Genomic DNA, 20,322 nt, shown 5'->3' on the forward strand with positions numbered 1-20,322 from the left:
GCCTCGGCCTGCATCCGGCTGGAGACGCTGTCGTCCCACAGAACCGGCAGGGCCCCGCCGGCCTTCAGGGCGCGCGCAGCCGTCAGTCCCGACCTGCCGAGGCCGAAGACCGCGATCCTCCGCCCTTCGAAGCCGGGAACGGGGATCATGGCTCTACCGCAGCTTCAGCGTGGCGAGGCCGGCCAGGGCCAGCATGGCCGAGACGATCCAGAACCGGATCACCACCGTCGATTCCGGCCAGCCCATCTTTTCGAAATGATGGTGGATCGGCGCCATCAGGAAGATGCGCTTCTTGGTGGCCTTGAAATAGGCGACCTGGATCATGACCGAGGCCGCCTCGACCACGAACAGGCCGCCGACGATGCCCAGCACCAGTTCGTGCTTGGTGGCCACGGCGATGGCGCCCAGCGCGCCGCCCAGGGCCAGCGAACCGGTGTCGCCCATGAAGATCTTGGCCGGGGGCGCGTTGTACCAGAGGAAGCCCGTGCCCGCGCCGATGATGGCGGCGCAGAAGATGGCCAGCTCGCCCGCGCCCGGCACATGGTGGACGCCCAGATAGTTGGAGAAGATGAAGTTGCCGACCAGATAGGCGATGATGCCGAAGGCCGCCGAGGCCATCATCACCGGCACGATGGCCAGGCCGTCCAGACCATCGGTCAGGTTCACCGCGTTCGAGAAGCCCACGAGGGTGAAGGCCGCGAACAGGACGTAGAACCAGCCGATGTTGAGCAGCACCGCCTTGAAGAAGGGGAAGGCGATCGAGGTCTCGAGATTGGGCGTGGTCGGCGAGGCCGTCATCCACAGCACGGTCATCACCCCGGCGACGACCGAGACGAGGACCTGGGCGATCAGCTTCTGTTTCGAGGTCAGGCCGGCCGAGGTCTGTTTCGACACCTTGGCGTAGTCGTCGATGAAGCCCAGCACCCCGAAGGCCGCGGTCACGAAGCTGACGATCCAGATGTAGGGATTGGTCAGGTCGCCCCACAGGAACACCGCCACGGCGATCCCCGCCAGGATCATCAGCCCGCCCATGGTCGGGGTGCCGACCTTGGACAGGTGCGACACCGGACCGTCCGAACGGATCGGCTGGCCCTTGCCCTGTTTGACCCGCATCCAGGCGATGAAGCGGCTGCCCATGGCGACCGCGACGATCATGGCCGTGGCCATGGCCAGCGCCACCCGCACCGTCTGGTACTGGACCAGGTTGAGCAGCGGATAATCCTGCGCGATGTCGGCGTAGTAGAGATACAGCAGGTAGAACATCTTGTTTTCCCTATCGCTCCGCGCGCGGCGCGTCGCTGCTTGAGGGCCCGCCGAGCGCGGCAAGCGCCCTGGCGACCAGCGACGCCTTCGACCCGTTCGATCCCTTGACCATGACCACGTCGCCCGGCGCAACCAGAGCCGCGGCCTCGGCGGCCAGTTCGGCGGCGGTCTCGCGCCAGAGGCCCCGGCGGGCCGGCGGCAGGACGTCATGCAGCCGCTTCATCTCAGGCCCGGCGGTATGGACCAGATCCAGGCCGGCGGCGGCGATCGGCGCGGCCAGACCTTCGTGCAGGGCCCGAGACTGGTCGCCCAGTTCCAGCATGTCGCTCAGAACCACGACCCGGCGTCCGCCCGCCGAAACGGGCTTCGCTCCGAGGCTGCGGAAGCCGGCCGCCATCGACAGCGGATTGGCGTTGTAGCTCTCGTCGATCAGGGTGAAGGCGCCGCCCGGCGCCGCGACCGCCGTCGTCTGACCCCGGCCCGCCAGCGGCTGGAATTCCGCCAGGGCCGTCAGAGCCGTCTCCAGCGGCACGTCCAGCGCGTCCAGCATCAGCAGCACGCACAGGCTGTTCAGGCCCCAGTGGAAGCCCGACTGGCCGAGGGTGAAGTCGATCGTCCTGCCGAACAGTTCCGCCTTCACGCGCGCGCCCTGCGGGTTGGGCAGGAAGTCGATCAGCCGGGCGTCATGGCCCGCCGCCGTGCCGAAGGTGACGCGGCGCGCTCCGGCCTTGCGGGCCGCGGCGTCCAGCAGGACCGAAAAACCCGTATCGCCGTTCAGCACCGCGACGCCGTCCGGGGCCAGTCCCTCGAAGATCGCCGCCTTCTCCGTCGCCACCCCGGCCTCGCCGTCGGTGAAGGCCTCGATGTGAACGGGGCCGACCGTGGTGACGCAGGCGGCGTGCGGCCGGACCATCCTCGACAGCGGCGCGATCTCGCCCGGCGCGTTCATGCCGATCTCGAACACGGCCCGCTCGGTCGAGCGCGGCATACGGGCCAGCGTCAGCGGCACGCCGATATGGTTGTTGTAGCTCTTGATCGAGGCATGGGCCGGACCGGCCAGATCGAGGCCCGCCTTGACCGCCTGGGTCACGCTGGTCTTGCCGACCGAGCCGGTGACCGCGCCGCGCCGCACGTGCGGGCTGCGCTCGCGCGACGCCGCGCCCAGGGCTTCCAGCGCCCGGAGCGTGTCGACGGTGACGACCGAGGGACCGCCCTCGACCGCGTGTTCGGTGATGGCGCCCGCCGCGCCGGCGGCGAAGGCAGAGGCCGCGAACTCATGCCCGTCCCGCGCGCCCTTCAGCGCCAGGAACAGGTCGCCCGGCACGATCTCGCGGCTGTTGTAGGTGATGCCGGTCGCCTCGAAGGCGGCTCCGGACAGGCGGCCGCCCGTCGCGGCTTCGATTTCGGCGGAGGTCCAGAGCGGAGCGGTGTCAGGCATGGAGGCGAAGGGCTTCGGCGGCGACGGTTGCGTCATCGAAGGGATGAGTCGTCCCGCCGATGATCTGTCCCTGCTCATGCCCTTTTCCGGCGATGACCACCACATCCCCGTCGTCCATCATGGCGATGGCCTGTTGAATAGCCGCGCGGCGGTCGCCGATCTCCTGCGCGGCGGGGCAGCCCTCGCGCACCGCCTTGCGGATGGCGGCGGGGTCTTCCGAGCGGGGATTGTCGTCCGTGACGATGGCGACGTCGGCCAGACGACCCGCGATCTCGCCCATCAGCGGCCGCTTGCCCTTGTCCCGGTCGCCGCCGGCGCCGAACACCACGATCAGCCGGCCCGTCGCATGCGGGCGTAGCGCCTTCAGCACCGTCTCCAGCCCGTCGGGCGTGTGGGCGTAGTCGACATAGACCTCGCCCTTGCCGGAACCCGGAATGCGCTGCAGCCGGCCTTGGGCGCCGGTGATCTTCTCGAGCCCGGCCAGCACCCGCTCGGGCGTCTCGCCGGCGGCGATGCACAGGCCGGCCGCGACGAGGGCGTTCGAGGCCTGGAAGGCCCCGGCCAGCGGCAGCAGCACCTCATGCAGGGTCCCGCGTGCGTCGATGGTCAGGCGCTGGCCTTCCGGCGTCGCCTGACGCGCCACCAGCGACAGGTCCCGCCCCCGCTCGCCCACGCCCATGACGCCCAGCCCCGACATGATCGAGGCCGCGGCGAAGCTGGAATAGGCCTCGCTGTCCGCGTTGAGGACCGCCGTCCGGCCGCGCGGCAGCAGGGTCTCGAACAGCCGAAGCTTGGCGGCGCGATAGGCGGCCATGTCGCCGTGATAGTCGAGATGGTCCTGGCTCAGATTGGTGAAGGCGGCGGCCTTCAGCGTCACCCCGTCCAGGCGGCGCTGGTCGATGCCGTGCGACGAGGCCTCCAGCGCCAGATGGGTCACGCCGCTCGCAGCCAGATCGGCCAGCATGCGGGCCGCGTCGGCGGCGTCGGGACTGGTCAGGCCTGGACCCGTCAACTCCCGATTAACGTTACCCAATTGTGCTAAAACCCCAAGGGTCCCCATGCTCGCGGAATGGAGTCCCAGGGCGGCCCAGATCTGGCGGCAGAAGGCGGCGACCGAGGTCTTGCCGTTGGTGCCCGTCACGGCGACGCAGTGGGCGGGCTGGGCCCCGTAGAAGCTGCGCGCGGCGATGGCGTAGGCGCGGCGCACGTCGCCCGAGGTGACCAGCACCGGCGCCATCGCTCCGTCGGTCCCGGCCGGGGCCAGCACGGCGGCGGCGCCCTGCGACAGGGCCTGGGGAATGAAGGCGCGGCCGTCGGCGGCGCTGCCGGGCAGGGCCACGAACAGCGAGCCCGGCGCGACCTTGCGGCTGTCGGCGGTCACCCCGGTGATGACCGGGTCCGAGGCCACGTCGCGGCGCAGCAGTTCCGACAGTTTGACGGGAGCCGGGGCGGCGCTCATCGGCCGTCGCCTTCGAGGTCTTCGAACGCCGGGATCTTGTCCCCGACGGCGGTGCGATAGGGGTCGGCGCGGCGCTGCACGTTCAGGAACGGCGCGATCCGGTCGGCGATCCGGCCCACCGCCGGCGCGGCCACGAAGCCGCCGGTGCGGGGATAGGTTTGCGGCTCGTCGATCAGGACGAGGATCTGGTAACGGCGCGCATTGACCGGCCCGTCGGCGGGGAAGACGCCGGCGAAGGTGCCGACCGCGTGGGCGGTCGAATAGCGGCCGTTGACCGATTTATTGGCCGAGCCCGTCTTGCCGCCGACGCGCAGGCCCGGGGCCTCGGCCCGGCCGCCCGAGCCGCGCACCACATTGCGGCGCATCAGGTCCAGCATGGTCAGGGAGGTCTCGGGCGAGATCACCTGCCGCGCCTGCACGTCAGGCCGGCCGCCCTTGCGCAGGGTCAGGGGGATGTAGCGCCCGCCGTTGGTCAGGGCCTGCATCGCCGCCGCCATCTGCAGAGGCGTGATCGAGATGCCGTAGCCGAACGACAGCGAGGCCAGGGTCGAGTCCGACCACTCGCGCGGGATGATCGGCGTCTCGGACGCGATCTCGAACGGCGCGCGCGCCATCAGGCCGAAACGCTGGAAATAGTCGCGCATGACCCGCGGGCCCATCTCGGTGGACAGGCGCGAGGTGCCGATGTTGGACGAGTGGAGGTAGACCTCCTCGAGCGTCAGCACCTTGTTGGTGGCGTGGAAGTCGGTGATGCGCCGCTTGCCGATCTGCAGCGCCTCCGAGGCGTCCAGCAGGGTGTTCATGTCGGCCCGGCCGGTGTCGATGGCGGCGGCGACGGTGAAGGTCTTGAACACCGACCCCATCTCATAGGTCGCGGCGGACGCGAGATTGCGCGAGTTCGAGCCCGGCCAGCTGGCCATGCCCAGGACCTCGCCGGTCTGGACGTCGGTGATGATGCCCACCGCGCCCCTGGCCTGGCTCTCGGCGGCGGCGGCGGCCAGTTCGTTCTCGAGGATGCCCTGGATGCGCAGGTCGATGGAGATCTGGAAGGTCTCGCCCCGCGCTCCGGCCGCCCGGATCTCGTCGTTGAAGGCGCGCTCGGCGGCGGACAGGCCGACGCCGCCCGTGTCGACGTTTCCAACCACGTGGCGGGCGGACTCGCCCAGCGGATAGACGCGGACATCTTCCGGCTCGAAGGTCACGCCGCCCAGGGCCAGGCCGTGAACCGCGACCTTCTCCTGCGGGGTCAGGCGGTTGATGACCAGCAGGCGCCGGTCGCCGTTCAGCACGCGGTTCAGCTTCGCCATGGAGACGCGCGGCAGGGCGCGCTTGATCTGCGTCGCAGCCGCCCGACGGTCCCAGACCTCGGCCGGATCGATATAGAGGCCGTAGTGGGTGATGTTGGTGGCCAGCAGGGCGCCGTTGCGGTCGACCATGTCGGCGCGGACCACGGCATTGGGATGGTTCGCCAGCCCGGTCGCGCCCTTCGGCGTCAGCAGGGCGGCGTGGGCCGCGCCCACGGCCAGACAGACGAACACCGCCGAGAACAGCGACAGGATGACGAAGATGCGAACCCGGGTGTCTTCCTCTGGGCGGGCGTCGGCGCGGGCGCGGCCGAACGAATTCTCGACCCACCACATGGCCTCGGCCAGCCAGCGCCACGACGGCATATAGCGCCGCACGCCGTACGAGACGGGGCGTCCTCCGGCGAGCGGATCGTGCGCGCTCATTGCGCGGGCTCCGCGAGGGGGGCGGCGGGCGCTGCGGGTTCGGCGGCCGCCTCGACGGGGGCGGCGACCGGAGCCGGCGGCGGGGCCGGCACAGCCACCAGCGTCGGCAGGCTTTCCTCGGTCGCCTGACGATGCACGTCGACCGGCCCCAGACCGGCGCCGCGCGACAGGGCCTCAAGCCGGCCCGGCTGCTCCAGACGGGCGACCTCGGCGCGCAGCAGGCGGACGCGCTGGCCGTTGTCGGTGATCTGGCGCTCCAGATCGGTGATGCGGGCGCTCTCGCGGGCGGCGGCGGCCTTGGCCAGATAGACCGAGAAGACCATGGCCGCGACCAGCATGACGCCGATGATCTCGACCCAGCGTACGCCGCGGATCTTCCAGGAATACAGTCGGTTCAGGGTGGCGACGGCCGAGCTCATGCGGCGATCCTCCCCCAGGGCGCGGCATCGGTGCGCACGGCGGCGCGCAGCTTGGCCGACCGCGCGCGGGGATTGGACCCCAGCTCGGCCTGGCCCGCCTCGCGCGCGCCCTTGAACGAGAGGGTGAAGCTGGGCTTGCGGGTCTCGACCGTGACCGGGGCGTGACGCGAACCGCCGGGGGCGTTGCCGGTGCGCTCGGTCAGGAACGCCTTGACGATCCGGTCCTCAAGCGAATGGAAGGTGACCACGACCAGCCGCCCGCCCGGCGCCAGCGTCGCCTCGGCCGCCTCCAGCCCGGCGCGCAGCTCGCCCAGTTCGTCGTTGACGGCGATGCGCAGCGCCTGGAACACGCGGGTGGCCGGATGGATGGCCGCGCCGCGCCGTCCGCCCAGCGCCTTCTCGACCACGGCGGCCAGATCCAGCGTGCGCTCGAACGGCTTTTCCACGCGCCGGCGCAGGATGGCGGTGGCGACCCGGCCGGACTGACGCTCGTCGCCATAGAGCTTGAAGATATGGGCCATCGGCCCGTGGTCCCAGGTGTTGACGATGTCGGCGGCGGTCTCGCCCTCGTCGCTCATCCGCATGTCCAGCGGCCCGTCGCGCATGAAGGAGAAGCCGCGCTCGGCCTGGTCCAGCTGCATGGACGACACGCCGATGTCGAAGACGACGCCGTCCAGCTTCGCCTCGCCCGACTGCGCAAAGGCGTCGGCCAGCCCGGAGAAGGGCGTGCGGATCAGCCGGAATTTGCCGGGATAGTCGTTGGCCACGGCGTCGGCGTGGGGCTGGACGGTCGGATCGCGATCCAGACCGATCACCGTCGCCCCGGTCGCGAGGATGGCGCGGGTATAGCCGCCGGCGCCGAAGGTCGCGTCGATAATCACATCCCCGGCCTTCGGGGCGAGGGCCTCGATCACCTCATCCAGCAGGACCGGGGCGTGCGGGCTCATGCGCCCTCCCCGTTTCCGTCGTCGCCCAGCATGACCTGACGCGCCAGGGCCCGGCGGGCGTCGCGGCGGGCGTTCCAGCGGGCGCGGTCCCAGATCTGGAAGCGCGGGCCCAGGCCGACGATGACCACGTCCTCGCCCAGACCGGCGTCCTGGCACAGGCTTTCCGGCAGGGTGATGCGGCCGCCGCCGTCGTACGAAAGCGGGCGCTGGCCGGCGTAGAAGGTCTCTTCGAGAGCGGTGCGCCGGTCGCTGCCGAACGGCAGGGCCTCGATGCGGGCGACATATTCGGCCATCAGCTTGTCGCCGCCGGCCTCGAGGCAGTCCGAGGCCATGGAGAAGAAGCAGAAGACGCCGTGTTCGGCGCCGTTGTCGGCCGTGCGGAACTCCTGCGGGATCAGCAGGCGCCGCTTGCCGTCCAATTGTTTCTCATAGGTCGAGAGAAACACGCCTTGCCCCAAACTCGGACCTCGCGGTCCGCCCCTCTGATCCCGTTCACGCCATGCGGCGCCGCCATCCCCAACTCAGTGGAATGGGATAGCATGGGATGAAATGGGTCTCAATGGGATTAGTTGACGCCGGTTAACCTCCACAGGGTCACGAAACCCTGTAATGGCCGGAACATACACAGAACATCCAAAGTATAGACAGGCTGTGGACTGATCCTGCGCCGCAATCCGGGCCAAGGGGTTAATCGGTGAACGCCGATCTCCTGCCCTGCCGGAGGGGGCCCGGCCTCAAGCGGCGAGCCGGCGCACGGCGGGCACAGGCCTCAAAAAAGTATGTCAGACGGCCTGTAAGCCGGGTTCTGTTCCCGCCGAAGCGGGCGACGATCATTCCTCTGGACCACCCGTCGCCGGATGGTTCTCGCGACCTACCCGGACGCCTCGGGCGATGAACCCTGCGGCCGAGGCCGCGCGACGTCCCTATTCGGTCTTGCTCCAGGCGGGGCTTGCCATGCCGTCCCTGTTGCCAGGCACGCGGTGGGCTCTTACCCCACCCTTTCACCCTTCCCTGCCCCGAGGGGCAGGCGGTTTGCTTTCTGTGGCGCTATCCCTCGGGTCGCCCCGGGCGGGAGTTACCCGCCGCCTTTTCACCGTGGAGCCCGGACTTTCCTCGACAGGAGCATAACCCCCGCCGCGACCGCCCGGCCGTCTGACGGGCGGGTTAGTGCGCCGTCAGGTCGCCAGCGTCAAATTTCTCCCTCCCCTTCATGGGGAGGGACGATCGCGAAGCGATCCGGGTGGGGTACGCCAGCCCCAAGCTCTGACCGGATGCGATCCATCACCCAGTCGAGGTGATCGCGGACGTCCTCATTGGTGAACCGGACGGTCTTGAAGCCCTCGCGCAGAAGCACGGCGTCACGGGTCCGGTCGTGCTCCATGCGGGTTTCGTGGGTTCGCCCGTCCACCTCGATGACGAGACGGGCCCGAAGGCAGACGAAGTCCAGAAAATAGCCGCGGAAGGGGGTTTGCCTGCGAAAAGGAAAGCCATCCGCCCGCAGCCGTCGGAGTTGGCCCCAGAGTCGGGCCTCAGGCGGGGTCAAAGCCTTCCGCATCTCACGGGCCTTCCTGACCGCAGGATCCATGACGACCTCAGATTGCTTCCGCAAACAATCTATAGATGTATGCACCCGGCAGCAAGGCTGCCGCTGGACCGTTCCCCACCCGGGCTCGCCTGACGGCTCGCCGTCCCTCCCCACTTCGGGGGAGGGAGAACGCAGACGCTAGTTCAGCACCCCCGTCACGCTCTCCGCCGTCGCCAGCTGGAGCACCCCCATCAGCGTGGCGCGCGTCTCGCCGTCGGCGATCCCGTCCACCTTCGACGGCCGCCAGTGGCGCTGGAAGGCCGCGACCGTCAGCCGCGTCGCCTCGTCGTAGTCCCCGCCCGGCGCCAGGCCGTAGCCCAGCCGGTGCAGGCCCGCGCGCAGCACGACCACGCCCAGCCCCTCGTCTCCGACGCCCAGGGGCGCGCCGAGCGCCGCCGTCCGTTCCGGCGCCGGCTCGAACCACAGGCCGTGACCGACCGAGGCCAGCCGCTTCCACGGGAAGCGCTCGCCGGGATCCTGCTTCCGCTCGGGCGCGAGGTCGGAATGGCCGATGATGCGGGCGTCCGGGATGGTCCAGCGCGTGCGGATGTCGCTGATCAGGCTGATGACGGCGTCGATCTGGGCGTCGGGGAAGTCGCGATAGCCGAATTCATGGCCCGGATTGACGATCTCGATGCCGATGGAGGCGGCGTTGCAGTCGGTCTCGCCCTGCCAGGCGCCCCGGCCCGCGTGCCAGGCCCGGCGTTCCTCATGCACGAGGCGCAGGATCGCGCCGCTCTCCCTGATCACATAGTGGGCCGAGACCCTGGCCTCGGGGTCCTGCAGCCGGGCGATGGCGTCGCGCGCGGTCTTCATGCCGGTGTAGTGCAGCACCAGCATGTCGGGCGGGGCCCGGCGATTGTCGAAATTCGGGGACGGCGCGTCCTTGACGACCAGCACCGTTAGCGCCCGGTCCGCTCCCAGCCGTAGGCGACCCAGGCGCCGTCGACCTTGCGGGCCTCGATAACGTCGTCGGTGCGGCGCGCGCGGACGGTGACCTTGCGGCGGGCGCCCATGGCCAGTCCGGCGAAGAAGACCAGGACGGCGGCGAACAGGGCGATCACAGCCACGGCGGCGGCGGTGAAGACGGCCAGAACAGCGCCGACGGCCATGGCGACCATGGTCGCGATCACGCCGCCGAGCCAGAGCGCCGACGCCAGCAGACCATTGGCCGGACGACGCGAACCGGGGCCGAAAATCAGACGGTCGGACTGGGTCATGACTTCACCTTCACAGACGCTGTGTACAGCGCCGAACACTCAATGTCGGTCCGCGAGGCTGAACGGTCAATGACCGGCCTCTTCACAGGCAGGTGTTCGGGCCCCTCTAGTACGGCTGGTCCGCCAGCACGGACGCGCCGGAGGCGCGGGCGCGGTCGGTCTGGATGCGACGAACCGTCGCCTCGGCGGCCGGGTCGTTCATCACCCCGCCGATGCCGATCAGGACCCGCGCCGCCTCGCCCGAGACGCCGAACATGTCGGAGATCGCCTCGAACGGCGATTCCGGCGTCGGATAGCGTTTGAAGCGCACGGACTCGTCGGTCGGAATGCGGGCCAGTTCGCGGGCCTTGGCGATGGCTTCCTCGATCCCGCCCAGCTGGTCGACCAGGCCAATGGCCTTGGCCTGGGCGCCGGTCCAGACACGGCCGCGGGCGATCTCGCGCACCCGGGCGGGCGGCAGGCGCCGGCCGGTCGAGACGCGCGTGATGAACTCGTCATAGGTCCGGTCGATCTGGGCGGAGAAGGCCGCCCGCTGGGCCGGGGTGAAGTCCTGCGAGGGCGAGAAGGCGTCGGCGTATTCGCCGCCGACGGACAGGTTGCGCATGTCGACGCCGAACCGGCCCAGGGCGTCCGCCACGACGAACTTGCCGCCGAACACCCCGATCGAACCGGTCAGGGTGGTGGGCTGGGCCACGATCCAGTTGGCCTCCGAACTGATCCAGTAGCCGCCCGACGCGGCGTAGTCGCCCATCGACACCACCACCGGCTTGCCCGCCGCCTTGGCCGCCCGCACGGCGGCCAGGATCTGTTCCGACGCCTCGGGCGAACCGCCGGGCGACGAAACGCGGAAGACGATGGCCTTGACGTCCTTGTCCTCGATCGCGTCGTAGATGGCCTCGGCCAGGTCGTCCGACATGATCGACGAGCCGCCGCCGAACGGATCGGCCCCGCCGCCCGTGCCGGTGTTGATCGCGCCCTCGCCGCCGACGATGGCGATGGCGTTGCGGCCCGCGCCCGCGCGCTCGCCCTTCGACGAGGCGTAGTCGCTGAATTCCATGATCTCGGCCCCGCGGCCGGCGCGGCGTTTGGCTTCGGCCTCGGCCTCCTCGACCTGGCCGATCCGGTCGATCAGGCGCAGGCGCCGGGCGTCGGCGGAGGAATACGGTCCGGCCTCGATGGTCGCCCGCAGCGCCTGCGGCGTCACCTTCCGGTCCTGCGCCGCATTGGCCAGCGACGTCGTATAGATCGAGGTCATCCACGCCGTCATCGCCTCGCGGTGGGCGGGGGTGAAGTCGCTCTCGGTGTATTCGTTGACGGCGTTCTTGTACTCGTAGCGCTGCTCGAACTGGGCGTTGACGCCGTATTTGTCGAAGGCCCGGCCGAGGAAGACGCCGTCGGCCGAGAAGCCCGCCAGCTGGAAGCTGGCCGTGTTCTGCATCCACAATTCGGACGCCGAGGCGCCGACCATATAGCTGGAGACCGCCGTGCCGACCGGCTGGAAGCCCTGGCTGTGGGCGATGACGACCTTGCCCGAGCGCCGGAAGCGGCGAACGGCCTGGCGGATCTCGTCGGCCGCGGCGGGCGTGATGCCCCCCTCCGGCAGGCGGATCAGCAGCGCCTTGACCCGGTCGTCCGTCTCGGCCTGGGCCAGGACGTCCACGACCTGCAGCGTCGACAGCCCGCCGCCGCCGAAGACGGCGAACGGATTGGTCGGCGTCTGGTCGGTGATCCCTTCCCGCAGGTCCAGCTCGAGCACCGTGTTCGAGGGCGTCGGCTCCTTCGACGAGGCCGAGCTGATGGCCACGGTGATCAGGATGAACGGCACCACGATCAGGAAGAGGAACAGCCCGGCGAAGACGCCGAGAACGGTCAGGAAGAACTGCTTCATGGGCTGGGACAGGGTCCGTCGCACGGGCCGGGTCATGGCCTCGTTCCGACCATAGGGCGGCGAGCCTTGCGGTCAAATGAACGTCGCGTAACGGGGGAATGCGCCGCAGCATCCGATGGTGCGCCGCAACGACGACGATTGATGACCTCGGTGCGAACCCCTATATGAGCGGTCTGCGAGCGGGGGCCTATCGCCCCGCGTCACTTCCGGACCGCACTCCCCATGCTGGTCACCCTGATGAAGGCCAAGCTTCACCGCGCGACGGTGACCCAGGCCGACCTCGACTACGAAGGCTCGATCGCCATCGACGCCGATCTGCTGGACGCCGCGGGCATCTTCCCGCACGAGCAGGTCGATGTGCTGAACATCACCAACGGCGCGCGGTTCACCACCTACGCCATCGAGGCCCCGCGCGGCTCGCGCGTCATCGGCGTCAACGGCGCCGCCGCCCGTCTGGTGCAGAAGAACGACAAGGTCATCATCGTCACCTACGGCCAGATGCCGCAGGAAGAAGCCCGCCAGTGGTCGCCGACCGTGGTGCTGCTGGACGACCGCAACGACATCAAGCGCGCGGCTTGACGGCAGGCCCTGCGGGGCATTCCCTGTCGTTCAGGGAGAATACCGATGGCGCGTACGATCCAGTGGGTTCAGTGGGCCCTGTTCGGCCTCTATGTCGTCGCGGGCGCAATGGCCCTGATGCTGGCCACGCCGGCGGGCCTGCGCGCCCTGGGCCTGTCGGAAGGCATGGTGTCCTTCCTGCCCGCCATGATCCTCGGCCTGCCCTGGAGCCTGCCGACCTTCGTCATGAACGACGGCCCGGTCACGGCGCTGGCCGTGCTGGGCATCTGCTACGGCCTGAACGTCGGGGTGGGGCTGATGCTGCTGAGATCGCGCACCTGAGTGGCTAGTGGCTAGTGGCTAGTGGCTAGTGGATCTCGAGCCGTATCGAATCGCCAAGGAAAAGCCCCGCCCGGGCGAACCGGACGGGGCTTCTTTTGCTCTTCTGAAGCGACCGGGCTTCACTAGCCGCTAGCCGCTCAGCCGTTCAGCCGCTCGACCTACCGCACCAGGTCATACACGCCGGTGATGTCGATCCGCACCGTCAGCTGACCGGCGGCGACAGGGGTCGAGCCCGCGTCCTGGGCCATTTCGGCGCGCATGGCGTACATCGGCATCGGCGGCTGGGGCGCATAGCCGCCGCCTTCCGACAGCGACCGGATGCCGCCCAGCTGCACGCCCAGCGCCTGCGAATAGAGGGCGGCCTTGGCCTGCAGGTTGCGCACCGCCAGCTGGCGGGCCTGGTTTTCGGCCGAGGTGGGGTCCTTGAGGCCGAACGAGATGCCGTCGATCTGGTTGACGCCCGCGGCCACCACGGCGTCGGCGGTCGTGCCAACGGCGTTCAGGTCGTTGATGATCACCGTCACCCGGTTGTTGGCCTGATAGCCGCGCAGCCGGGGCGGCTCGTTCTGGACGTAGTCGTACTGGGCCGACAGGTTCAGGCCCGAGGTCTGGACGTAGCGCTCCTCGATCCCGGCGCGACGCAGGGCGGTCATGACCTCGTTCATCCGGGCCGCGTTCAGCCGCATGGCCTCCGCGGCCGTCGTCGCCTCGGTGACGACGCCGAAGCTGATGGTGGCCATGTCCGGCGCGGTCTTCACCTCGCCATAGGCCGACAGGTTCAGCGCCGGGCGGTCTGCCACGGCGTGGATGACCATCGGCGCGCCGCCATCCGGCTGCGACTGGGCGCGGGCGGCCGGAGCGGCGAACAGGGCGGCGGCGGCCATCACCGCGCCGCTCATCAGCAGCAGACGGTTGGACAGGCCGGGGGCGGGCGCGGCGGCGGCGACAGCGGGGCGGTTCATCGGGTCAGAACTCCTGAAAGCATTGGGGCCGTTCGTCCGAAGGTGGGCGACGACCATGGCCGCACCTTGGCCGTTGGCCGCTGAATGAACGCCGGGCGCCCCTGGCAGTTTCCGTTCATCGGCGTGAAATCGCCGACAGGTCGGGGGCGCTCCAGCGGCGGGGGCCGAGGCGCTTGGCAAGCCGCCGCCCCGCCTGCTAGGCCGTGCCCACGGCGGGCGCGTAGCTCAATGGTTAGAGCCGACCGCTCATAACGGTCTGGTTGGGGGTTCGAGTCCCTCCGCGCCTACCGCCGTCTCCGGTCAGGCGGCCCGTCGCAAATCGCCTGTCAGGAGCGCGACCGGCCGCTCGCCGCAATAGAGGCTCAGCGACGCCGATACAGGCCAGTCCGACGCCATCTGCTGCACCTTTCGAAGGGCCTCCGCATCGTCGGACGCATTGATCACCCAGAGGTCCGCGACGGATTCCGCCGGCAAGCTGACGATGCAGAAATAGCAGTCCATCCGAGCCTCTCCTGGGAGGCCGCTTAACTACTCGCAGCAGGACTCGTTCCTGTGACGAGTCTCTGACATTTCATCACAGAGTTCATAGACTTGAACGACCGGCGCTACCCTACCGCCCCCACATGCCGCCGCCCCGGCTCCAGCGGTCGTCGCCGCGATAGCGGCTGTCCGGGATGTAGCGGCCGTCGCGGTCGTACCAGCCCTGGCCGCCGCGGTAGTCGTCGTAGCCGTCCGGCCGGTAGCCGTCGTCCTGATAGGGCAGGCCCAGCAGGCCGTCCTCGTCGTCCCACCAGTCCCGCGGATAGGAGTCGATCTCGCAGGTCCAGCCGTCGCCCGGGCGCCAGTAGGGCTCGTAGCGGCCGCGGTAGCGGTCGCGGAACTGGGGCCGGCAGGCGTATTGCGACCAGACGCGGTTGCCGCTGGCCTCCACCGTGGCGCGGGCCTCGCGATAGATGACCTCGCGCACGCCGGCGAAGACGTTGTTGACGATCACCGCATGGCCCGAGGCGGCCGCGACGCCGACCGTGGTCGCCCGCACCCGGCTGTCGGCCAGTCGCAGCTCGCCGTTGTACAGCACCACGCCCTTGTCCGAGCGGCCGATGCGGCTGTTGTGGATCTGGACCGAGGCCCCCTCGACCGCCACGCCCTCGACATAGCCGACGATGGCGGTGTTCTCGATCTCGACCCGGCCGTAGTCGCGCGCGGACCGCACCACCACGCCGATCGAGCGCGGCCCGAAGGCGTTGGGCGCGCCCGTGCCCTTCAGCGTCGTCGAACCGATGCGCGACGTCTGCCCCGCGCCCGGGATCAGCTCCAGCCCCGACTGGGCGCCCGTCACCACCATCTCCCAGGCGGTCAGCACCGCGCCGTCGGCGACGATGGCCGGGGCGATGGTCTGGGCGTCGATCACGGCGTTGCGGATGTCCAGCAGCCCGCCGTCCACATAGATGACCGCCTCGTCCCCCGCATGGCGGAAGCCGACGCGGTTCATGACGATGTCGGCGCCGTAGCCGACGATGCAGGCCGCGTCGCCGGCGTGCGGCGAGGCGAACATCATGTCGCGGATCTCGACCCGAACGCCCTGGGCCACCGTCATGCACGGCAGGCCGTCGGGCGCGATCAGGGCCGGCGTCGGATTGCGGTCCCAGTCGCGCGGATCGAAGCCGCTCTCGCCGATGATGGTCATGGGCTTGTCGATGTTCAGCCAGCCGACGCAGGCGCCGCCGCGCGCGCGGATCACCAGCGTCCCGCCGGGACGAACCCGGCGCACCGCGTCCTCGACCGCGCCCGTGCCCGGATTGCCGCCGCAGTCGACCAGCACGATCTCCTCGCCGCGCGGCCAGCCGCCCGGATAGCCGGGCCGCCAGTCGGGGCGGTGCCGGCCGTAGTCATAGCGCCGGTGCGACGAGCCCCGGTTGCGATAGCTGCGCGTCGGCGGGTCCAGCAGGATGCCGAAATTGGGCCGGGTCTGGCTTTCCACCTTGGCGGCGACCTGGGCCCGCGCGGTGGGGGCGTCCGTCAGGACGAAGGCGCCGACGGCGGCGGCCATGGCGGCCGCGCCGCAGAACAGGCCGGCGATCCGGGCGAAGGGCTTGGGGCTCGTCATGATCCTTACGCCCTCCTTAGCGGCGCTGCTGCGAACGGGAGACCTGGGCCAGCACGGCCTGCAGGCGGCCGGCCGAGGGGCCGAAGCCCGACAGGGCGGAATCGATCCTCAGGGCCACGGCCTGGGCCTTGTCCTGATCGGCCACGCCCGAGACGCCGAGGGCGAAGTAGCTCGACATGGCGAATTTGGCCTCGGGGCTGCCCTGACGCGCCGCCTCGTCGAACCATTTGAAGGCGCGGGCGTAGTCTGCAGGCAGGCCGATGCCCTCGGCGTACATCACCGCCAGAACCAGCTGGGCCTCGGACGAGCCGTTGATGGAGGCAAGCTGGATGGCCCGCACCCGCTCCAGATAGGAGAGCCGGCCCTCCATCGGATGGCCCAGCATGGCCTCCAGCGTCTCGATCTGACGCTTGGACAGATCCTCGGGCCGGGCGGCGACCTCGTCGGTGATCCCCAGATAGCGCAGGGCCCGGCCGACGTGGAGGAAGGGCAGCTCGGAAGCCATCCGGCCCAGCGCATATTCATAGGCGTCGCCGCGCGGGCGGCTTTCATCCGAGAAGGGCACGCCCGACTGCGGCGCGCTGTTGGGATAGAATTCGAACGGCGGCGTCCACTGCCGCGCCTTGGTCTCGACGAACCGCTGATACTGGTCGCGGCTGGGCGCCGAGCGTTCGAAATCCTTCAGCAGGACATAGGCCCCGACGTCGCCCGTCTGCACCGCGAGGTAGTTGTACAGATAGGCGTCCACGTCGTTCCGCTGGAACAGGTTGGTGGCCGAGTAGTAGCCGCGCCGGTTGCGGTCGCGGCTGTTCCCGTTCTGCTGGCGGCCCCAGGCCTCGCGGGCCTCGCGATTGTCCTCGGGCTCGCCGAACGGGCCGTACAGGCCGTCGTGCAGACGCGCCAGGGTGCGGTAGCCGTCGGCGTCCTGGGTCGACAGCACATAGATGACGCGATCCCGGACGGCCTCCTGCTCGTCACGCGTCATCTGGCCCAGCTGGCGGTCCAGCCGCTGATAGGCCGAATGGCGTTCCCACGCGCGGCAGTCGTCGTATTTCGACAGCGGCCGCCAGCCGCCGAAGCCGCCGCGGTCGACGCGGTTGATCGGGGCGTATCCCTCGTCGTTCGCCAGGGCGAGGGCGTACCAGGTCGCGCTCTCGATCGGGTCCTCGATATTCTTGTCGGTGGCGCGCACGGCGGCGTAGCGCGAACCCAGCTCCAACTGGGCGAAGAAGTCGCCGCGGAAGGCCGCGCGACGCAGGGCGCGCAGGCCCGTTTCCTGGGCGTTGAACTCGGACCCCGTCAGGGAGGCGGGGCGCGGGCAGGCGTTGCTGGTCCCGCCGGTGCGCTGCCAGAACTGCATGCCGCCGCGATCGCGATCGCCGCACGAGACCATGCCCAGGGCGGTCAGGGCCAGGACGCCCGCCACCGCCGCGATGGCGACGGGGCCGCGCCCTGCGCCGCTGCGAGGCTGGTCGTCATGGTCCGATCGATCGCCGCGCATACGCCCCCCTTCGATCAAAAAACCAGCAGCCCCGGGGCCCGTCCGCTCACCTTGCGCAAGCGTGACAGTTCCGTCCAGTTAACCATCTGTCAAGGTTAACGCTGGTTTGCGACAAAGCGTTGCCGCAGCACGGCCATTTTACGTCCGGGACCGTACTTATCCCCACGAATCAGTCATTTGCGGACTCGCCTGAAAGGGGAAATCGCCCCCTCTCGCCAGTCCGGCTCCGTCTGCCTATATCCAGCGCCCTGACCGCCCGGAGCCTTCATGTCCTATCTCGCCCGCGATGACCGACCCGCCGACAAGGCCGCGCGCTACGCCGAGCTGGAGGACGAAATCCTGGCCGTGCTGGACGGCGAGCCGAACCGCACGGCGCGCATGGCCACCGTCGCCTCCATGCTGGCCGACGCCTTCCCCCTCTTCTTCTGGACCGGCTTCTACGTCGTCGACCCGGACAAGGCCGACGAACTGGTGGTCGGCCCCTATCAGGGCACGCTGGGCTGTCTGCGCATCGCCTTCGGTCGCGGCGTCTGCGGGACGGCCGCCCGGGACCGCGCGACGCAGATCGTCGACGATGTCCACGCCTTCCCCGGCCACATCGCCTGCGACGCCCGCTCCGCCAGCGAGATCGTGGTGCCCGTTTTCGACGGCTCGGGCGCCCTGATCGCCGTCTTCGACGTCGACGCGACCGAGACGTCCGCCTTCGACGCGGTCGACGCCGCGGCGCTGGAGCGTCTGCTGGGCCGGGTGTTCGCTCAATAAACCCCGTCATCCTCGGGCTTGTCCCGAGGACCCATCTTTCAACTGCATTGGCCTCCGATCAGGAGAACAGCTCGTTGACGACCTGCCGGGATCCCTGGTCCGTGCGGCGGACAAATGGGTCCTCGGGACAAGCCCGAGGATGACGGGTATGGGGGGAATGGATTTGGGAGAAACATCATGTCGGAACGGGTGATCGCGGTCACGGGCGGCCATGGCGTGCTGGGCCGCGCCGTCGTCGAGGCGGCGCTGGCTGACGGGCTCAAGGTGGCGATCATCGACCACGCCGGCGGCCAGACCGCGCCCGAGGGCGTGCTGGAACTGGGCGGCGTCGACCTGACCGACCCGGCCGCGGCGGCGAAGGCGATCGACGCGGTCGCCGCGCATTTCGGCCGGCTGGACGCCCTGCTGAACATCGCGGGCGGTTTCGTCTGGCAGACCACCGACGACGCCGATCCGGCCTGGGCGAAGATGTTCGCCCTCAACCTGACCACCGCCCTGAACGCCAGCCGCGCCGCCCTGCCCCATCTGAAGCGCTCGGACGAAGGCCGCATCGTCAATGTCGGGGCCAACGGCGCGCTCAGGGCCGCCGCCGGCATGGGGGCCTACGCCGCCTCCAAGTCCGGCGTCCACCGCCTGACCGAGAGCCTGGCCGAGGAGCTGAAATCCAGCGCCGTCACCGTCAACGCCGTCCTGCCCTCGATCCTCGACACCGACCAGAACCGCAAGGACATGCCCGACGCCGATCCGGCCAGATGGGTCCAGCCGTCGGACCTCGCCCGGGTCATGCTGTTCCTGGCCTCGCCGGAAAGCCGGGCGATCACCGGCGCCCTGATCCCCGTCACGGGCCGCGTCTGATGCAGCTGACCCGCTCGGTCCTCTACCTGCCCGCCAGCAATCCGCGCGCCATCGAAAAGGCTCGCGGCCTGAAGGCCGACGCCGTCATCCTGGATCTCGAGGACGCCGTGGCTCCCGACGCCAAGGCCGAGGCGCGCGCCGCGGCCGTCGCGGCCCTGACGACAGGCGGCTTCGCGTCGCGCGTCGGCGTCCGCGTCAACGGCCTCGACACCCCCTGGGGCGCGGACGACCTCGCCGCCCTCCGCGACCTGCAGCCCGATTTCGTCGTCGCCCCCAAGATCGAAAGCCCCGACGCCGTGCGCGAGGTCGCCGCCCGCCTGCCCTTCGGCGTCGCCCTGTGGATCATGGTCGAGACCCCGCTGTCGGTCCTTCGCCTCGACGCCATCGCGGGCGCCGGCGCCCCGCTCGCCGCTCTCATGCTGGGCGTCAACGATCTCGGCGAGCGGATGAACCTCGTCATCGGGCCCGAGCGCGAGCCGCTGAAACCCTGGCTGGCCGCCGTCGTCGCCGCCGCGCGCGGCCACGGCCTTCTGGCCATCGACGGCGTGGTCAACGCCACCGACGACGCCGATCGCCTCCAGACCGAATGCCGCCAGGGCCGCGCCTTCGGCTTCGACGGCAAGAGCCTGATCCACCCGGCCCAGATAGACGCCGCAAACGCCGCCTTCTCCCCCTCGCCGGAAGAGGTGACGAAAGCCCGCGAGGTCGTCGCCGCCTTCGCCGCCGCCGACGCCGAGGGCAAGGGCGCGATCCGCGTCGGCTACCGCATGGTCGAACGCCTCCATCTCGACGCCGCCCACCGCCTGCTGGCCCGGCATGAGGCGGCGAGTTGATTTTCACCGTCATTCCGGGGCGCTCGAAGAGCGAACCCGGAACCCAGGACCGTCGCCGCCCTCCTGGGTTCCGGGTTCCGCTGCGCGGCCCCGGAATGACGACAAAGGGTGATCTCGACCCAGGCTTTCCACGGGCCTATCAAGGCCGTTCGTCATTGAAACGGACTATCCCTTGACCCACGCCGTCATTGCCGCCACCGGCCTGTTCACCCCCGAACAGTCGATCTCCAACGCCGAGCTGGTCGCCGCCTACAATGCGTACGCCGAGCGGTTCAACGCCGACCACGCCGCCGAAATCCTGGAAGGCGACGTCGCCGCCCTGACTCCCTCCTCGGTCGAGTTCATCGAGAAGGCCTCGGGCATCAAGTCGCGCTTCGTGCTCGACAAGGCCGGCATCCTCGACCCCGCCCGCATGCTGCCCCACCTGCCCGAGCGCTCGAACGACGAGCTGTC

At 69.9% G+C, this 20,322-nt stretch carries 20 protein-coding genes, 1 tRNA gene, 1 other RNA gene and 2 pseudogenes; 7 read left to right on the plus strand and 17 right to left on the minus strand.

Annotated elements, in window-relative coordinates; translation table 11 throughout:
• From murD to sppA, 13 genes and pseudogenes are all read right to left on the minus strand, one after another.
• Positions 1-149 (minus strand): annotated as a pseudogene (gene murD, locus V6M42_RS06675) (UDP-N-acetylmuramoyl-L-alanine--D-glutamate ligase); the annotation flags it as partial.
• Between the two features lie 4 nt (positions 150-153).
• Positions 154-1,263: a phospho-N-acetylmuramoyl-pentapeptide-transferase gene (gene mraY / locus V6M42_RS06680; protein WP_332657553.1), complete on the minus strand. Its 1,110-nt coding sequence runs from the start codon at positions 1,261-1,263 to the stop codon at positions 154-156.
• Positions 1,264-1,273: 10 nt separating this feature from the next.
• Positions 1,274-2,701 (minus strand): UDP-N-acetylmuramoyl-tripeptide--D-alanyl-D-alanine ligase, encoded by a 1,428-nt coding sequence (locus V6M42_RS06685; protein WP_332677934.1) that lies wholly within the window; start codon positions 2,699-2,701, stop codon positions 1,274-1,276.
• Positions 2,694-4,160, minus strand: coding sequence for a UDP-N-acetylmuramoyl-L-alanyl-D-glutamate--2,6-diaminopimelate ligase (locus tag V6M42_RS06690; RefSeq protein ID WP_332677935.1), 1,467 nt, complete (start codon positions 4,158-4,160; stop codon positions 2,694-2,696). Before V6M42_RS06690 ends, V6M42_RS06685 begins: the two co-directional genes overlap by 8 nt.
• Positions 4,157-5,890, minus strand: coding sequence for a peptidoglycan D,D-transpeptidase FtsI family protein (locus V6M42_RS06695; protein WP_332657558.1), 1,734 nt, complete (start codon positions 5,888-5,890; stop codon positions 4,157-4,159). Before V6M42_RS06695 ends, V6M42_RS06690 begins: the two co-directional genes overlap by 4 nt.
• Positions 5,887-6,309 (minus strand): cell division protein FtsL, encoded by a 423-nt coding sequence (gene ftsL, locus V6M42_RS06700; protein ID WP_332677936.1) that lies wholly within the window; start codon positions 6,307-6,309, stop codon positions 5,887-5,889. Before ftsL ends, V6M42_RS06695 begins: the two co-directional genes overlap by 4 nt.
• A complete protein-coding gene (rsmH, locus tag V6M42_RS06705; protein ID WP_332677938.1) occupies positions 6,306-7,256 on the minus strand; it encodes a 16S rRNA (cytosine(1402)-N(4))-methyltransferase RsmH in 951 nt (316 codons plus the stop codon). The genes ftsL and rsmH overlap by 4 nt, the downstream gene beginning before the upstream one ends.
• Complete coding sequence (locus tag V6M42_RS06710; RefSeq protein ID WP_300468648.1) at positions 7,253-7,702, minus strand: division/cell wall cluster transcriptional repressor MraZ; 450 nt, start codon at positions 7,700-7,702, stop codon at positions 7,253-7,255. Before V6M42_RS06710 ends, rsmH begins: the two co-directional genes overlap by 4 nt.
• A 332-nt stretch (positions 7,703-8,034) precedes the next feature.
• An RNA gene (gene rnpB / locus V6M42_RS06715) (RNase P RNA component class A) lies at positions 8,035-8,412 on the minus strand.
• 33 nt (positions 8,413-8,445) lie between these two features.
• Positions 8,446-8,841 (minus strand): endonuclease domain-containing protein, encoded by a 396-nt coding sequence (locus V6M42_RS06720; RefSeq protein ID WP_332677939.1) that lies wholly within the window; start codon positions 8,839-8,841, stop codon positions 8,446-8,448.
• Between the two features lie 138 nt (positions 8,842-8,979).
• Positions 8,980-9,741 (minus strand): N-acetylmuramoyl-L-alanine amidase, encoded by a 762-nt coding sequence (locus V6M42_RS06725; RefSeq protein ID WP_442880931.1) that lies wholly within the window; start codon positions 9,739-9,741, stop codon positions 8,980-8,982.
• Between the two features lie 2 nt (positions 9,742-9,743).
• Positions 9,744-10,061: a hypothetical protein gene (locus V6M42_RS06730; RefSeq protein WP_332657979.1), complete on the minus strand. Its 318-nt coding sequence runs from the start codon at positions 10,059-10,061 to the stop codon at positions 9,744-9,746.
• Positions 10,062-10,167: 106 nt separating this feature from the next.
• Complete coding sequence (gene sppA / locus V6M42_RS06735) at positions 10,168-11,949, minus strand: signal peptide peptidase SppA (RefSeq protein ID WP_332658026.1); 1,782 nt, start codon at positions 11,947-11,949, stop codon at positions 10,168-10,170.
• A 222-nt stretch (positions 11,950-12,171) separates the two neighbouring features.
• Between sppA and panD the strand changes: the two genes are divergently transcribed.
• Positions 12,172-12,528 (plus strand): aspartate 1-decarboxylase, encoded by a 357-nt coding sequence (gene panD / locus V6M42_RS06740; protein ID WP_332657980.1) that lies wholly within the window; start codon positions 12,172-12,174, stop codon positions 12,526-12,528.
• 45 nt (positions 12,529-12,573) lie between these two features.
• On the plus strand, positions 12,574-12,849 hold the full coding sequence (locus tag V6M42_RS06745; RefSeq protein ID WP_332677941.1) for a hypothetical protein: 276 nt from the start codon (positions 12,574-12,576) through the stop codon (positions 12,847-12,849).
• Positions 12,850-13,007: 158 nt separating this feature from the next.
• On the opposite strand, the gene V6M42_RS06750 is transcribed toward V6M42_RS06745, so the two are convergent.
• Positions 13,008-13,811 (minus strand): SIMPL domain-containing protein, encoded by an 804-nt coding sequence (locus tag V6M42_RS06750; protein WP_332657982.1) that lies wholly within the window; start codon positions 13,809-13,811, stop codon positions 13,008-13,010.
• 214 nt (positions 13,812-14,025) lie between these two features.
• Here V6M42_RS06750 and V6M42_RS06755 point away from each other — a divergent pair.
• A tRNA-Ile gene (locus V6M42_RS06755) sits at positions 14,026-14,098 on the plus strand.
• A 13-nt stretch (positions 14,099-14,111) separates the two neighbouring features.
• Here the strand turns inward: V6M42_RS06755 and V6M42_RS06760 are convergent.
• From V6M42_RS06760 to V6M42_RS06770, 3 genes are all read right to left on the minus strand, one after another.
• Positions 14,112-14,312, minus strand: a complete 201-nt coding sequence (locus V6M42_RS06760) for a hypothetical protein (RefSeq protein WP_332677942.1) — start codon at positions 14,310-14,312, stop codon at positions 14,112-14,114.
• Between the two features lie 109 nt (positions 14,313-14,421).
• Positions 14,422-15,918 (minus strand): hypothetical protein, encoded by a 1,497-nt coding sequence (locus tag V6M42_RS06765; protein ID WP_332677943.1) that lies wholly within the window; start codon positions 15,916-15,918, stop codon positions 14,422-14,424.
• A gap of 16 nt (positions 15,919-15,934) precedes the next feature.
• Positions 15,935-17,419, minus strand: a complete 1,485-nt coding sequence (locus V6M42_RS06770; protein ID WP_332677944.1) for a tetratricopeptide repeat protein — start codon at positions 17,417-17,419, stop codon at positions 15,935-15,937.
• 267 nt (positions 17,420-17,686) lie between these two features.
• Here V6M42_RS06770 and V6M42_RS06775 point away from each other — a divergent pair, with 267 nt between their 5' ends.
• The 4 genes and pseudogenes from V6M42_RS06775 to V6M42_RS06790 all read left to right on the plus strand — a co-directional run.
• Positions 17,687-18,181 carry a GAF domain-containing protein gene (locus V6M42_RS06775; RefSeq protein ID WP_332677945.1) on the plus strand — a complete coding sequence of 165 codons (495 nt, stop codon included), beginning with the start codon at positions 17,687-17,689 and terminating at the stop codon, positions 18,179-18,181.
• A gap of 177 nt (positions 18,182-18,358) precedes the next feature.
• Positions 18,359-19,036, plus strand: a complete 678-nt coding sequence (locus V6M42_RS06780) for an SDR family NAD(P)-dependent oxidoreductase (protein WP_332677946.1) — start codon at positions 18,359-18,361, stop codon at positions 19,034-19,036.
• On the plus strand, positions 19,036-19,869 hold the full coding sequence (locus tag V6M42_RS06785; protein WP_332677947.1) for an HpcH/HpaI aldolase/citrate lyase family protein: 834 nt from the start codon (positions 19,036-19,038) through the stop codon (positions 19,867-19,869). Before V6M42_RS06780 ends, V6M42_RS06785 begins: the two co-directional genes overlap by 1 nt.
• Before the next feature lie 172 nt (positions 19,870-20,041).
• Positions 20,042-20,322: pseudogene (locus tag V6M42_RS06790) on the plus strand (beta-ketoacyl-ACP synthase III); the annotation flags it as partial.

It is taken from the genome of Brevundimonas sp. (assembly GCF_036677305.1).
GTDB lineage: Bacteria > Pseudomonadota > Alphaproteobacteria > Caulobacterales > Caulobacteraceae > Brevundimonas.

Bases quoted from the DNA above. Each gene is read 5' to 3' on its own strand.
- mraY (WP_332657553.1), bottom strand. From the start codon at position 1,263: ATGTTCTACCTGCTGTATCTCTACTACGCCGACATCGCGCAGGATTAT.
- V6M42_RS06685 (WP_332677934.1), bottom strand. From the start codon at position 2,701: ATGCCTGACACCGCTCCGCTCTGGACCTCCGCCGAAATCGAAGCCGCG.
- V6M42_RS06690 (WP_332677935.1), bottom strand. From the start codon at position 4,160: ATGAGCGCCGCCCCGGCTCCCGTCAAACTGTCGGAACTGCTGCGCCGC.
- V6M42_RS06695 (WP_332657558.1), bottom strand. From the start codon at position 5,890: ATGAGCGCGCACGATCCGCTCGCCGGAGGACGCCCCGTCTCGTACGGC.
- ftsL (WP_332677936.1), bottom strand. From the start codon at position 6,309: ATGAGCTCGGCCGTCGCCACCCTGAACCGACTGTATTCCTGGAAGATC.
- rsmH (WP_332677938.1), bottom strand. From the start codon at position 7,256: ATGAGCCCGCACGCCCCGGTCCTGCTGGATGAGGTGATCGAGGCCCTC.
- V6M42_RS06720 (WP_332677939.1), bottom strand. From the start codon at position 8,841: ATGGATCCTGCGGTCAGGAAGGCCCGTGAGATGCGGAAGGCTTTGACC.
- V6M42_RS06730 (WP_332657979.1), bottom strand. From the start codon at position 10,061: ATGACCCAGTCCGACCGTCTGATTTTCGGCCCCGGTTCGCGTCGTCCG.
- sppA (WP_332658026.1), bottom strand. From the start codon at position 11,949: ATGAAGCAGTTCTTCCTGACCGTTCTCGGCGTCTTCGCCGGGCTGTTC.
- panD (WP_332657980.1), top strand. From the start codon at position 12,172: ATGCTGGTCACCCTGATGAAGGCCAAGCTTCACCGCGCGACGGTGACC.
- V6M42_RS06745 (WP_332677941.1), top strand. From the start codon at position 12,574: ATGGCGCGTACGATCCAGTGGGTTCAGTGGGCCCTGTTCGGCCTCTAT.
- V6M42_RS06750 (WP_332657982.1), bottom strand. From the start codon at position 13,811: ATGAACCGCCCCGCTGTCGCCGCCGCCGCGCCCGCCCCCGGCCTGTCC.
- V6M42_RS06760 (WP_332677942.1), bottom strand. From the start codon at position 14,312: ATGGACTGCTATTTCTGCATCGTCAGCTTGCCGGCGGAATCCGTCGCG.
- V6M42_RS06765 (WP_332677943.1), bottom strand. From the start codon at position 15,918: ATGACGAGCCCCAAGCCCTTCGCCCGGATCGCCGGCCTGTTCTGCGGC.
- V6M42_RS06770 (WP_332677944.1), bottom strand. From the start codon at position 17,419: ATGCGCGGCGATCGATCGGACCATGACGACCAGCCTCGCAGCGGCGCA.
- V6M42_RS06775 (WP_332677945.1), top strand. From the start codon at position 17,687: ATGTCCTATCTCGCCCGCGATGACCGACCCGCCGACAAGGCCGCGCGC.
- V6M42_RS06780 (WP_332677946.1), top strand. From the start codon at position 18,359: ATGTCGGAACGGGTGATCGCGGTCACGGGCGGCCATGGCGTGCTGGGC.
- V6M42_RS06785 (WP_332677947.1), top strand. From the start codon at position 19,036: ATGCAGCTGACCCGCTCGGTCCTCTACCTGCCCGCCAGCAATCCGCGC.